Here is a 13209-nt window from a genome sequence, read left to right as displayed (position 1 = left end):
CCCCGAAACACGCTGCCCTTGTCGATCTTCCCCCGCCGCCAGCCAGGCATTCAACGCCTCGACAGGCCGGCCGGTGAGATAGACGACTCGTCCTCCTCGCCTGACGTCGTTTTGGTACGGCCAAGATGAATGGCGAGAGAGGGGAGGGGAGTGCCGCCTTCGGTCTCGATCGGAGCTTCCACGGTCAGTTGTTCCAGGCGAAGGCCTGCGATCTCGCTGCGCCGGCGGCCGCCGGAGGCAAAGGCGACCATCAGGATCGCCCGGTCGCGGAGATCACGCGGGCTTTCGGTCGCGCACGTCACCAACAGCTTGGCCAGCACGTCGCCGGTGACCGCCTTTGCGCTTTTGCGGCGGCGTTGCCGCAGGACGGCGCGCACATCCAGACGAACGGCGGATTCGAGGGCAGGGGAGCCGAAGGCGTCGGTAAGCCCGCGCCATCTGGTCAGTGTCGACCAGTTCGCCAGCCGACGGAGCACGGTCGCCGGCGCATGTGGGCCGGCGGACTTGAGGAATCCCTGGTGCCGGAGGTTTTCGGCCACGTCTGCCGGGATGCCGTGATCTGAATCGGCAGTACGTTTCTCCGGATCCCACAGGTGATGGGTGACGAATTTCAGGAGCAGCGCTTCGGGCGCCGGCCAGGGTAGAGATTTTCCGGAGGCCGCCAGACCCCAGGCTTCGAAATAGGCGAGATCGGAGGTCAGCGCCCGGAGCGTATTGTCGCCCATGCGCTGTGTGGCTTTTAGCTAACAATTTCAATTGAAGCGGAAAGCTAAAAATCCGACACGCAATTTGCCCCAACGAGTTCATAGTGAGCAGGGGAGGGGCCTCAAAGCCCTGTGGCTTTGGTGAGATTGACGCGAAAGCGGTCACGCCGGCGCTGGTATTTCCGCGTCATTTCCGCACTGGCATGGCCGAGCTGCTTCTGGACATAGCGCTCGTCGACCTCCGCGGAGGAGGCCAGACCGGCGCGCAGCGAGTGACCGGAGAATTTTGCCGCGCGTTCGGCCTCGTTGAGGTCGCCCCTGACGCCGGCGGCCAGTGCCGCCTTTTTGACGAGACGGGCGACCTCGCGATCGTTCAGCCGGTCCGGTCCGACATCCTTGCCCTGGCCGCGGACGCGGCGGAACAGCGGACCCTTGGCAATCCGGGCGAACTTGATCCAGGTTTCGATAGCGAGAACCGGACAGGTCGCATCGGACGAGCCGCGGCCGACTTCCACCTCCCGCCATCCGGTCTTGCCGCGCAGGGTGACGAGCAGGCCCTTCTCGAGGATCTCGATCCAGCCGCGCGCGTCCTCGCTCTGGTCGCGGCCGATATCGAGCCCAACGATCTCGGAACGGCGCAGACCGCCGGCAAAGCCGATCAGCAGCATGGCGCGATCGCGCAGGCCGCGCAGGGTTCCCCTGTCGAGCGTTTCCAGCATGCCGATCAGGTCTTCGGGCAGGAGGGCTTCCTTCTGCCGCGGCGGGGCGGCGTGCGTGTTGCAAATGCCAGCCATTACGGTGGCGATATGACGGTCCTTGCGGTCGAGCGGCGTGCCGCGCTGGGCGTAGCTCCAGGTCAGCGCCGAAAGGCGGCGCTCGATCGTCGTGACGGAGCTGGGCTTGCGATCGGCCGCAGCAGTGCCGGACGCGAGCGCCGTAATGTACAGGCCGACGGTGTGCGGATCGGGCGGTAGGGGCGCGAGACCCTGGCGGCGGCACCAAGCGGAAAAGTGCTTCCAGTCGGAGGCGTAGGCCTTGCGGGTGTTGGCGGCGCTCGCCGCCTCGACATAGGTACGGGCGCGTTCGGCGAGCTGCTCGAGGTGCGCCGGCAAGGTCCGCGCCTCCGGAAGAGGGGAGGGGAGGCCAGCGCTGGCCGTCGAGATGCCGACCGCCATCTGCGGCGCGGCAATAGCGTCGCGAGCGGTCGTGCTCTCAGACGGAGAGGAGGTCTCTGTGGCGTGATTTTCGTCGTTTTGCTCGATGATATGGGCCATTCTTTATATAAAGAGCAAAACGTCCGATAATGCAAGATTATCGGACGTTATATATCCGCGACAAGCGGTGCGGTTTAGGCGGATAATGCTGGACTAAACCGCTCACCTAATCTACACTCCGTCGCATGGATTCGTTCGACCCCTCCGCTCCAACCGCCCCCGCCTGGTCGCCCCGCATGCCGGGATGGGCACTGCCGCGTGGTCGCGACATCACTGAATCCGACGCCGCCTTCGCCGCCGGTATCGCCCTGAAATCGCTCGATGATCTGATCCGCGCCGATCCGCCGTGGCTCGGCTGCTGGCGCGATCGCCTTGCTCTCAAATCAGCTGCCGTCGCCGCCAGAATGCTTGGCCGCAATGAAGAGGAAACCGCCATTCGCGACGCGATTTTGCTCACCGCGCCCGGCAACGATCCCGGGCCGGCCGGAAAGCTGTTTCTTGCCATACGAATGCTGACGCGCCAATCCGGGACGATTGCCACGCCATTCGTTAAGGAGCTCTGCGCGCTGCTGGGGATTGGCTGGGAGGATGCTCTTGTCTCCGTCCCGGATTTTGTCGATACGGCGATCCAGTCCGGGCGCGCGGCACCCCTCGCAGTTGCCGAGCTTGTATCGGCGATTACGACCATTCGCCCGGACACCGAGGTGCTGTCGCTTGGGCTCGCCGAGATCGTTCTGGCGCTAATGCTGAACTGGCCGAAACCCGTACCGCTGCTAATCCCCGAGCGGTTTGGCGAGGCGTTCCGCACCATCGGCGGCCGTGGTCGCGTCCGGTCTGGCGAAGCGGCTTATCCGAGGGCGATCTGCCTGGCTTTGATGGATGGTGTGGCGGCGGCGCTGCGATCTGCCGTGGAGATCGATCGAAGGGCAGCGCGGTTGCTGGCTGTGGCACCAAAGCTCCGTACCAGGGGCGCCGAGCCGGTGATCCGGCGTTTGCTGTCCGACGACGCTATTCTGGCGTCGGTCCCAGGAAGCGAGCTGTCGCGCTGGGCAGCGAACCGGCTGTTCGATCGGCTCGAGAGTTTTGAAGCGGTGCGCGAGCTGTCCGGCCGCTCCTCCTTCCGCATCTTTGGATTATGATGATGAGGGGAGCGAGCGCGACAAAAACCACACTGCGTCGGGCAAAAGACCGACAGCAAGATGTCCTGTATGATCGCGAGCTCGAGGACTTACCGCAAGAACTTCGTTGGCGGGAATGGATGCTGCGGATTGAGGCGGTGATCTTTGCCTCGGCTGAGCCGGTCAGCCGCGAGACGCTGGCGCGTGTGGTGGGAAAGGATTGTAGCATTGATCTGTTGATCGACGATCTCGTCGAGGAGTTGCGGGATCGGCCTTACGAGCTGGTGTCGGTCGCCGGCGGCTGGCAGCATCGCACCCGGCCGCGGTTTGCCGAGACGATTCGCGCGTCTTCGGCCCCGACAAGGGGAGGGGCGGCGGCACTCTCCGAGTTCGAGGCGATGGTGCTGATGGCGGTGGGATATTTACAGCCGATTACCCGCGGCGAGCTGTCAAAGATCTTTGGGAAGGAGGTCAGCCGTGACGTCGTTGGTAATCTGCGCGGGGCGGGTTTTATCGGCTCCGGGCCACGCAGTCCGACGCCAGGCGCGCCCTATACTTACATAACGACCTCACACTTTCTTTCGGTCTTTGGTATGGAGACGTTGCGTGACCTTCCCAATATCGAAGCGCTCGAGGACGCCGGCTTGCTGAGCAGACGTGCCGTTCAAGATGATGTCGCCTTCGATCCAACTGAAGGGGAGGCAATGTTCATTGAATGAATGAGGGCAGCGTACTTCTGCATTTGCGACCCGGACGAAGGCGCTGTGACGGGAGCAAACTGCAGAATTTCGTCTTGGACAACCGTGCTGTCTTCCAATGGTCCGTCCGAGAGACCTTCTAAGGCGAAGTCCGAATGGGAAACAGGTCCCCGCCGTAGTGGTGAAGCCTGGTGTGATGGCGACGGCATAGCCATCGGACGTTCAATGGCTCGTCGTATTGATCGTGATGAGCATCGACGTCTTCATCACCACAGACCTCACACGTGTTCTTTCTCAGCTCGCCCGCCTTCACGGCACGCTGCACCAAGAGGTGAGCCTCATATTTTGCAGGATTAGCACGCCGCCAATTCGCTTGGCGGGTATCTGTCTTTAGCATCTATCTAGTCTTCCCGATCAGTTCAGGGTGTAGCGCTTCCAGGGTATCGCCTGCATTGGCACCCGCGACAGAAAATTAACAAGATCACGTCGGCCACGATATGTCGGTACGCCCCTGCTGTTTTGTGCCATGAGAACAATCGGCACGCCCGGGAATGCTGGCTGGAAGCTATATGCAACGTCGTCGGCCTGATGGCCGCTGTTCAAAACGTGCGGCTTGACGATGACTATGGCGAAGGTGACGCCCTGCTCGCGAACTAATGCGCCTTCAAACTGCATTTCTTCTCTCCTTTGATGAAGAGGCCGCCTCACTCCAGGCGGCCTCAGGTTTTAGCCACGCGGCGGGAACGGGTCGCGACCGTAGGAATCCTTGTCCCGGATTTGTCCGTTGGGACGGTGGATGACGACTTCGCTCTGCTGGTTGATCGCAATTTTGCGAGCAGCGGCAGCCGCGTCGGCCTGCGTTCCATGGGTGGAGGTCACTCGCTGATTTCCAGCGCCCCGCACGGCCCATTCGCCGTTATGGGGAACCACATGCTGATTCTTCCTTGTCATTGCATCAGAATCTTTTTTCTTGAGTGCCGTAAGAGTTTACATTAAGGAAAATTTAATTGTCAATATGGCTATTGTGGTTTACGAATGGATGACGAATTTTTACGCATGGAGTGATCATGACCATTGAGATGAAAAATGTGCTGGAGTTGGCCGACGCGGCACTTTCCGCTGACTACACGCGCGTACGCAGAGCTGCGAATGCGCTTGCGCGAGATCTCGACAAGAATGGTGAGACTTCCATTGCCAAGGAGCTGAAGGCCCTGGTGCGCAAGAGGGGGGTGCCTTTGAAGGCGTCTGGCTACGTGGAATCGCTGCCCGTGGACTCGAAATCCCGCTTGCCGCTTGTCGAGGAGCAGACCTGGCCCGATACGCCTATTTTTCTCAACGAAGGCGGGTGGCATGTGTTCAGCGATTTCATCGCGGATGCTCGGCGCATTGATGACTTGAGCGCCAAAGGATTGGCCTCACGTCTTGGGCTTCTGCTCTCTGGCCCGCCAGGAACAGGCAAGTCTCTCCTTGCCGGCCATATCGCTGCGCAACTGTCTCGTCCGCTATATGTCGTCCGGCTCGACTCGGTCATCTCCTCTTTGCTCGGGGACACCGCCAAAAATATCCGCTCGGTGTTTGATTTCGTGCCGGCGCGAAACGCCGTTCTTTTTCTCGATGAGATGGATGCAGTCGCAAAGCTGCGTGACGATCGTCACGAGTTGGGCGAGCTCAAACGCGTTGTCAATACCGTCATTCAAGCGTTGGACGGGCTAGACCCGAGCTCGATCGTGGTTGCTGCAACCAATCATGCGCATCTTCTTGATCCTGCAATATGGAGGCGGTTTCCTTATAAAATTGAACTCGGTCTTCCGGATGAAAGCGTTCGCGCTGACCTTTGGCGCCATTTTCTCTTCGAGGACAAAGATGAGGAGAGGCGCGCCGAGCTATTCGCCGTCGTGTCCGAAGGGTTGTCGGGGGCCGATATCGAAACGATGAGTCTGTCGGCGCGGCGTCATGCCGTTCATGAGTCGCGTGATATTGATTTTGGAGCCGTCGTTGTGGCTCTGCTGGAGCCGCGGTCAGGCCGTACTGTCCCTGTACAGCGGCAGCCATTGGATGCGGAGCAGAAACGCCAGGTTGCAATAGCCCTCAAGGAGAAGTACGCCATTGGGGGCGCGGATACCGCCCGCATTCTCGGAGTGTCGCGGCAAGCCATTTACGCTTACCTGAAGCAACAGGAAGGGGAGGTGTAGTATGGTGGAGCCTAGAGACCAACCTCTTCTCTATCCCGTTCTGAGCCTTCAGATGGATCCGGCGCTGCGGAGTCCGACGGGGCGTGGCAAAGGCATCGACAGCATCGTCAAGGAGCGGCTCGGCCGGCAGCAGGACGTGCTCGCGAGCGAAACACGCGACATTTATGAACACCGTACAGAGTTGCCCACATACTCGGGTTTGACGCACCTAGTCGTTCGGATGTTCAGTGAGGATTCCCTTGCTCCAACGCACACCCCCGATGACTTGTTCTCGCAGCGTCATGGATGCAGGCTAGTTGCTCCTCTTCCTGGCGGCTATTTGATCGAGGCTGAAGTCAAAGAATTGCCTCGCCTCCTTCGCGCAATCGAACATCCAATCGGCTATGCGGTGCAAGCCGACATATCCCGTGTTTCGTCTCTCGGACAATTTGATGCGAAAAGTCGTCTGCGCGGTCGATCGTTCAATGAGCTCTGGAATTCCGCACCGGAAGATGATGACGGACGCTTGTTCGTTGTTTGGCTTGCGCCGTTCCGCGATCGAGATGCCAAGGCCGAAGTCCTCGAGCGTATCCAGCGCTTTGCCAATGAGAGGCTGGTCATGCCGACATTTACCAGCGTGCGGCTCACGCTCGGAACATCTGAGGAATCGGAAGAACCGCGTTCTCTCACGACACCACGACAATCCAGCATTGCAAGGGCAATGCGAGATTATCGAAACACCGGCGTCGGACGCGCTGCAGTTCGAATTCCGAATAAAGAAGGGTTGAGACAGCTCATTGCGTCAGGCGCTTCTTATCGCATTGATCCTGTGCGGCCGATCAGAGTGGCAGCACCTGGCGAAGGAGCGGAGCCTCCTGCACCAGTAATCGATGAGAATGCTCCAATCGTTGCCGTCGTCGATGGCGGTCTGCATGCGCGAAGCTACACCGCAGCTGAAGCTTTCAGGGCGACACCTTTCGTCACGAACGCCCAAGCCGACAAGCCTCACGGAAATAGCGTTAGCTCCCTCGTTATCCATGGGCACGCCTGGAACAAAAATCGCTCGCTGCCTCAACTAAACTGCCGTATCGGAACTGTTCAGGCCGTCCCCCATCGGAACGCCAATCGGCGCTTTGATGAGCGGGAGTTGGTCGACTATCTGGCGGAGGTTGCGCGTCTTTATCCAGAAGCGCGCGTCTGGAACATCTCTGCCAATCAGGACGGCGCCGGTTTGGATCCCACCGAGGTCAGCGTTCTCGGCCATGAAATCAGCCTTCTCGCGAGATCGGCGGGCTTCCTCCCCGTCATCTCTGTCGGAAATGTCACCCCAGATAACAATTCAAGACCTAATCCCCCAGCAGATTGCGAGGCGGCGATTGTCGTGGGGGGCCGTCAGGCGCTTGCTGACGGTACGCCGGGTGACAGTTGCCCCGCATGCCTGCCAGGTCCCGGTCCTGACGGGATGATGAAACCGGACCTGTCGTGGTTTTCGAATCTCAGGATGCTGGGTGGGGTCGTGGATACGGGAAGCAGTTACGCAACGCCGTTGGTATCGTCTTTGGCAGCCCACACCTTCGATAGCTTACGGGAACCAACGCCGGATCTGGTTAAGGCTCTCCTCATCAATTCAGCCGAGCGAAGTGAGCACGATCCCAACCTCGGTTGGGGAACCCCGTATCAAGGGCACCTCCCTTGGACCTGCGCGCCCGGCAGTGTCACGCTTGCGTGGCGGGCACAACTCGAGCCAGGAACCGCATACTACTGGAACGATATTCCCATCCCTCCCGAGCTGGTGCGTGACGGAAAATTGTTCGGACGCGCCAGCTTGACCGCTGTTTTGCGGCCTCTCGTGTCGCCGTTTGGCGGCGCTAACTACTTCGCTTCCCGCTTGGAGACATCTCTGGCGTATCAGTCGGGAGCGGATAGGTGGCCGTCGCTACTTGGCTCAATGAAAGAGTCGACGCTTCCGGAAAACGACGCTCGCGATGAACTTCGCAAATGGCAGCCTATCAGACGGCACTGCAGAGACTTTTCAAAAGGGAGCGGACTTGGCTTTTCCGGACCATACCTGCGGCTTTACGCCCGCGTGTTCATGCGTGACCTCTACCAATTTGGGTGGACGCATCACAGCCAAGCGGGCGCGCAAGAAGTTGCGTTCGTGCTCACCCTTTCAAGCGCGGACGGAGAGAAGTCGATTTATGATTCAACAGCTCGTGCGCTCGGAAACTTCGTTGAAAGCGCCGTCTTGAACCAAGACATCGAGGTCTCGAATGAGATCTAGCTGGTCGGTGTCCTCCGGATTTGCGATTGGGCCCTTGCAAGCGAGGCAGATGCGTGAGGCGTAGCCGCATTTCCATCGGTTTTTCCGAGAAGGAATTTGCCGAAGCGTTGGCACCCAGGGTCGCTACCGTGGGCACGAGGCCGGTGGATGCCGTTGAACAACTGCTCACACAAATTCTCGTCGAAAATCTTCGGCAGCAAACAGCTTTGGCGCTCCGGAAGATCCCCTCGGTGAAGCTTCACTCGATGTATTTCAAGGAGCGCTGTGCATCCTTAGCGCGGCTTGCGGACATCGGGTACGACACCTGGTATGCCGAACTGGCCTTTTCCACAACCAGAGAGAACATGGTTGACGGCGTTGAGATTGACACACAGGGTTTGCACCTAAGTCCCATAAATTGTGGCCCTGCAGGGCTGATCACACACCGACTTTGGTCGAAGCAGCTAAAAACGCAAACCAATCACATCCTGCGTTTGAACCACGTGACGATTCCGCCCAGCACGTTTCTTGAAACCAAGAAAATGATGGAGGCGATTTGCCTTGAGCAGCCGCTGGTCGCGAACCCTCGACCTGGTCCGCGTACGCAAGGCTATGAGTTTGGGATCGAGGGCTTTGAGTTTGTTGCATTCGATCATTTAGTTACCGGGAAGCGTTGTTTCTGTTCATGCGCTCGCCTAGCTCATGAAAAGATGATGTCAGAGGCTATAAGGATTGCATCTCATTCAGGCGCATGGACCCATCAGGTTGTTCGATTGTTGTCGGATGCGACCTACATCGACGAAATATGCCACCTGTGTATCGCCCGTCGCTCGGGACCGGAGGCTGCTGCCAGCTTCTACGGTGATGATATTGGGGAATTTATCACGCCGTATATCGATCAGCTGATGTTGATGTCTGGAATGGACAAGTCCACTGCGCGTTCCGAAGTCCAGTACACTCTTGGTGTTCGCCGATGGATGAGGGAGGCAGAAATGTACAGTCTGGTGAAAAAGCTATTTCCCGACCAAGTTATCCTGAGGGAGGCGTCGCCCCCATGGCTGGGGCGCCAACGATTTGACGTGTATCTGCCCGCCATCGGCCTTGCTCTGGAACACCATGGTGAGCAGCACTACAGAGCCATTACTGCATTTGGAGGAGAAGTGGCGCTAAAACGTAACATGGAACGCGACGCCTTAAAGAGAAGTCTCTGTGAACAAAATGCCGTCCAACTTGTCGAGATTCGATTTGATGAGCAAATGACACTACCGCTTCTTCGCCGAAAGCTGCGGCGTTTCATTATGGCCTAAATGTATCAATGACGGCCGCCTTCACGGCGATAATGTGAGATATTGATTTCAGTCGCAGCCTGGGGTGTAAAATGTTCTACGAACGCGGATGTAACAGAATATCTCGATTATCATCTTGCTTCGGAACTGGAGACCGATTTCGCGATTATGTTGATCGGCCCTTGGGGAGCTGTAACGATGCCAGTCACGAGAGTTGAGCGAATTGTCGGCGGCCTGGTCATCGGACGTGTCGAACGCGGCTCCGACGGCTACTACGCCTGTCATCATTTCGGATCAAACGTGGATCCCTTACCCCTTAATACCTTGGACGATGTTGCGGACTTCCTTCGAGCTCATCCTCGCGGCGGCGTGCGAATGTATCCAGGTCGGAAGAAGATTTCTCGCAACATCTATATCGATGGAATTTTCCTTCGGTGACAGGTGCGCGACCGCCGTTGTCCTGATAGTTTTGGAGGTCGCTACTCCCGATGCTGACGCATTGAATGTATCAGGCTTTCATGCATTACGGATCTCCTAGGAACGGTGGGCATTATGCGAAGAGACGAGGTTGGGGAGGACCTAGTGTCTCTCGCCTTTGACTTTCTCTATTTTTTTGCGCGTTTCGAATATGCGCTCAAGGCCAACGGTTACCTAAAGAAAACAGAGCCAGGTCAGCCCGCGGAGGCTGGGTGGAGACAATTTCGAGAGCGCTGGGAAGGAGATTATAAAAGCAGCGAAGCCGCTGTGGCGTTGATCGCGGCTAACCCGAAAAAGCAGATCATTGGCGACGATGGAATGCTGGCGTTTAGAGCTGTGGGTTTTCCCGCCAGTACTTGTGAGCTTGGGCAGGTTATCGGCTATTGCCAGACCGTCCGTAACAACCTCTTTCATGGTGGGAAGAGCAGTACCGACGGCTTCGATAGCCCGGAGCGTACGAAATGCTGCTTTCCATCGTTCTCGTCGTGCTCGAGGAACTGGCCAGCGCTTTCGATCTTGGTGCTGACTATACCGGCTACTACTAAAACGCTCATCGATGAAGAGTAGACGCAGGCGCTTGATAGGCAGAGGCGTGAACGTGGAATGTCGTTCAAGAACGCAGCAGGCGTGATTTTTTACTAGCCAACCTTGATGTGCATCAAAATGTGCATATATTGTGCATAAGATTGAGCGGAGATTAGGCATGGCGCAGGCTCAGACAGTACATTCATACACAGTTGTTTCCGGCTTTGTTGATAGCCTTCAGGAACCGCGGACGCCCTATATTTCGCCGTCTCGCTTGTCAAAGGCGCTCGGCGTCAAAGTCGCAAACCTTGCAGAATTGACCGGTGTCCATCGCAATACCCTGCGCAATCCCTCCTCCGAACGCTTGCAGGGCAGGATGCGGGAAATGATCAAGGCGATCTCTGCGGCCGCCGAGCTGACTGGTGATCTTGCGAAGGCAATCTACTGGTATCGAAATGAACCGATTGCCGATTATGGCCATCGCACGGCCGCGGAGCTTGTTGCCGATGGTGAGATAGAGGCTGTTCTTGCCTATATTCGGGACCTGGAGAATGGAGCGCGCGGGTGAAGATTACCCGCATCGGCCCGAACGCAGTCTTTCATCGGTATCTAACACCTAAATGGGCGTTTCTTCCAACCAGCGGCGCCGGGGCCGCTATTGACGGCGGTCGCTTCAATCGACCCGGCGTCGAGGCTCTCTATCTTTCCGAGGCCCCCCAAACCGCGCTCGAAGAATATCGACAGGGCGCGAGCATCACACCGCCGGCGACGCTTGCAGCGTACAAGATCACGCTCAGCGAAGTAGCCGATCTGTCGCAAGGTTTCGATCCGCTTCTTTGGGATGCAGCTTGGTCTCAATGGGATTGTGCATGGCGAAAAATCGCTCGCATCGACAAAAAGGTCCCTCCCTCCTGGAAGTTGGCAGACAAAGTCATTTCATCCGGCCTTCGGGGGCTGCTCTTTCCGTCACTAAGGCACGCTGGCGGAACTAATCTTGTAATTTTTTCTGCCAATCTCATCCCAGATGATGACGTGCATGTTCACGATCCAGACAATCGTTTGCCGCGCGATCAATTGTCCTGGCCGCACTAGCAGCAATAGATGCCGGCCGGCTTCGGGGGAGGGGAATGAAGCGCATTAGTATCAAAAGTGTTCAGCCTGGAGATATTCTCCTCACAGCTCGACCGGGAAAGATAAGCAAATCGATCCGCTTCAGCACGGGGGGCATCGTTTCACACGCGATGATCTGCGTGCAGCATGGTTCGTTTATCGATTCCACCGCGGACGGGGTACAGGCGCGCAACCTGCAGCGGGAGTTGTTCGAGGATGACGAGCAGGTTTTCCATTTCCGCCTGAAGGAAGCTCTCCCCCGCGAGGTACTTTCAAATGTAATCGATTTCGCGCGGGCCGAGATCGGTGCGCGTTATTCTGTGCCGGAGGCCATGCGGTCGGTCGCTGCTGTCCGAAAGCCGAGATCGAAGCGGCAATATTGCTCTCGTTTAGTGGCCCGCGTCTACAGAAACGCGGGCATCAATCTTGTGCCGGACGCAGACTATTGCTCGCCGGAGGATTTACGACGTAGTCGCTTGCTGGTGGAAATCCCGATAGAGACCGAAGCCGTGTCCGAGGAAGAATGGCGTTGGCTCGAAACCAATCGTAACCCGATCCGAGATACACATCAGGCCCACAAAGCCATTCTTGACGTCGCTCGTACGTTCGTTCCGGACTTGGAGAGCCTAAACGAACTCCATGCTTTACTCGTGGTTCGCCCTGAGGCTGATCCGGAGATTGCAGAGGTTCTGCGCGAGAGCGGCTACCTTGATCTGTGGCGCGGTGAAATAGCGGCTCACCCTTGGCGCTACGACCAGAGCCTAATCGCAACGATGTCCGCGCCCGAGCAGATGGCCGACATACGTGAATACTGCATAGGTACAGTGAGCGAGGCTTACAGCGGAGGCGTGCGGTTTTCCATTAACCTCATACAGTTGCAGATGCTAGAGACCCAGCACGGCGGTCAATCCCTCCGGCTGTTGGTGGACCTGTACGAAACTCTTGTGCTTAACGATCAGATCCGCAGGGAGGTCGCGTGTGCGTGGCTGTTGAAGCACTATCCTGACGACCTGAAGAAACAGTTGGAGCAGATCGAGCCGCACAGCGCCTATTGGTATTCGGTCGTTGATCGCGTCGAACCGAAGCTGGCCGCGTTGTCGCGCATGGTCGTCACGGCGGAAGGAAGTTCGGAAGTCTGCTCGTCATGCGGCGACCGGCCAGCCATGTCCTACCGTCTTGCGAATGGCGCTCAGACGATGCCGGGCGTACCCTCCCTGCGCCTGTGCAGCGACTGCATCGAGATACGGCGCGGTATGGGCAACATCCTGATGCCGTTCCTGCATTGACTTGGAAAGAGAATGGGACCGCAAACGAAGGCTGTGATAAAAGAGGATGCGCTGCTTTGGGTGAGTTAGGCCGTTCAGGAAACAGTGTTCTGGACCCAGCGCAACTGCGTCGGATCGAAGCCGTGCATCGCGGCTACTTATTCCAGCACCTCTATGCAGTTCAATGTTTGTTGTCAGCCGCAACCATCGCTGCGCGGGAGATCGCTGTCGAAAGCGACGAAGATGTAGAAATCCAACTCGATGGCATCCGTATCTATGTGCAGGTGAAACATCGGAAAGATGCCCTTGCGTGGGATGATATCGAGGGCGCGATGTCACGTTTTGCGGACCTTGCCGCTGATTCGACGTTAGCCTAAGACC

Annotated in this window: 15 protein-coding genes and 1 pseudogene; 11 read left to right on the top strand and 5 right to left on the bottom strand. The window is 57.9% G+C overall.

Annotation, left to right across the window (positions count from 1 at the left end; translation table 11 throughout):
* Positions 1 to 725: pseudogene (locus PL597_RS21260) on the bottom strand (integrase); the annotation flags it as partial.
* A 101-nt stretch (positions 726 to 826) separates the two neighbouring features.
* Positions 827 to 1978, bottom strand: a complete 1152-nt coding sequence (locus PL597_RS21255; RefSeq protein ID WP_012476015.1) for a site-specific integrase — start codon at positions 1976 to 1978, stop codon at positions 827 to 829.
* Positions 1979 to 2103: 125 nt separating this feature from the next.
* Between PL597_RS21255 and PL597_RS21250 the strand changes: the two genes are divergently transcribed.
* On the top strand, positions 2104 to 3057 hold the full coding sequence (locus tag PL597_RS21250; protein ID WP_012476016.1) for a DUF1403 family protein: 954 nt from the start codon (positions 2104 to 2106) through the stop codon (positions 3055 to 3057).
* 2 nt (positions 3058 to 3059) lie between these two features.
* Entirely contained in the window at positions 3060 to 3755 is a 696-nt protein-coding gene (gene scpB / locus PL597_RS21245) for an SMC-Scp complex subunit ScpB (RefSeq protein ID WP_077768119.1), read from the top strand.
* A 118-nt stretch (positions 3756 to 3873) separates the two neighbouring features.
* On the opposite strand, the gene PL597_RS21240 is transcribed toward scpB, so the two are convergent.
* From PL597_RS21240 to PL597_RS21230, 3 genes are read right to left on the bottom strand one after another with little or no spacing between them, the layout of a single operon-like run.
* Complete coding sequence (locus PL597_RS21240) at positions 3874 to 4131, bottom strand: hypothetical protein (protein ID WP_077768118.1); 258 nt, start codon at positions 4129 to 4131, stop codon at positions 3874 to 3876.
* A 17-nt stretch (positions 4132 to 4148) separates the two neighbouring features.
* On the bottom strand, positions 4149 to 4409 hold the full coding sequence (locus PL597_RS21235; RefSeq protein WP_162854303.1) for a hypothetical protein: 261 nt from the start codon (positions 4407 to 4409) through the stop codon (positions 4149 to 4151).
* Between the two features lie 51 nt (positions 4410 to 4460).
* Entirely contained in the window at positions 4461 to 4685 is a 225-nt protein-coding gene (locus PL597_RS21230; RefSeq protein ID WP_077768116.1) for a DUF2188 domain-containing protein, read from the bottom strand.
* A 116-nt stretch (positions 4686 to 4801) separates the two neighbouring features.
* Between PL597_RS21230 and PL597_RS21225 the strand changes: the two genes are divergently transcribed.
* From PL597_RS21225 to PL597_RS21185, 9 genes are all read left to right on the top strand, one after another.
* Entirely contained in the window at positions 4802 to 5926 is a 1125-nt protein-coding gene (locus PL597_RS21225) for an AAA family ATPase (RefSeq protein WP_010900329.1), read from the top strand.
* A 1-nt stretch (position 5927) separates the two neighbouring features.
* Positions 5928 to 8186 (top strand): S8 family peptidase, encoded by a 2259-nt coding sequence (locus PL597_RS21220; RefSeq protein ID WP_202048396.1) that lies wholly within the window; start codon positions 5928 to 5930, stop codon positions 8184 to 8186.
* Positions 8187 to 8239: 53 nt separating this feature from the next.
* Positions 8240 to 9472 carry a hypothetical protein gene (locus PL597_RS21215; protein WP_077768115.1) on the top strand — a complete coding sequence of 411 codons (1233 nt, stop codon included), beginning with the start codon at positions 8240 to 8242 and terminating at the stop codon, positions 9470 to 9472.
* Between the two features lie 42 nt (positions 9473 to 9514).
* Complete coding sequence (locus PL597_RS21210; RefSeq protein ID WP_142843416.1) at positions 9515 to 9889, top strand: hypothetical protein; 375 nt, start codon at positions 9515 to 9517, stop codon at positions 9887 to 9889.
* Between the two features lie 144 nt (positions 9890 to 10033).
* Positions 10034 to 10495, top strand: coding sequence for a hypothetical protein (locus PL597_RS21205; RefSeq protein WP_142843417.1), 462 nt, complete (start codon positions 10034 to 10036; stop codon positions 10493 to 10495).
* Between the two features lie 136 nt (positions 10496 to 10631).
* Positions 10632 to 11021: a hypothetical protein gene (locus tag PL597_RS21200; protein ID WP_010900332.1), complete on the top strand. Its 390-nt coding sequence runs from the start codon at positions 10632 to 10634 to the stop codon at positions 11019 to 11021.
* Positions 11018 to 11545 carry an RES family NAD+ phosphorylase gene (locus tag PL597_RS21195; RefSeq protein ID WP_077768113.1) on the top strand — a complete coding sequence of 176 codons (528 nt, stop codon included), beginning with the start codon at positions 11018 to 11020 and terminating at the stop codon, positions 11543 to 11545. Before PL597_RS21200 ends, PL597_RS21195 begins: the two co-directional genes overlap by 4 nt.
* A 35-nt stretch (positions 11546 to 11580) precedes the next feature.
* A complete protein-coding gene (locus PL597_RS21190; RefSeq protein ID WP_012476023.1) occupies positions 11581 to 12849 on the top strand; it encodes a YiiX/YebB-like N1pC/P60 family cysteine hydrolase in 1269 nt (422 codons plus the stop codon).
* Between the two features lie 56 nt (positions 12850 to 12905).
* On the top strand, positions 12906 to 13205 hold the full coding sequence (locus PL597_RS21185) for a hypothetical protein (RefSeq protein ID WP_077768112.1): 300 nt from the start codon (positions 12906 to 12908) through the stop codon (positions 13203 to 13205).
* Positions 13206 to 13209: the final 4 nt, after the last annotated feature.

Source organism: Agrobacterium sp. ST15.13.013, assembly GCF_027956525.1.
GTDB lineage: Bacteria > Pseudomonadota > Alphaproteobacteria > Rhizobiales > Rhizobiaceae > Agrobacterium > Agrobacterium salinitolerans.
The sequence above is the reverse complement of the archived record's forward strand: the minus strand, read 5'-3'. Positions and strand labels throughout refer to the sequence as shown.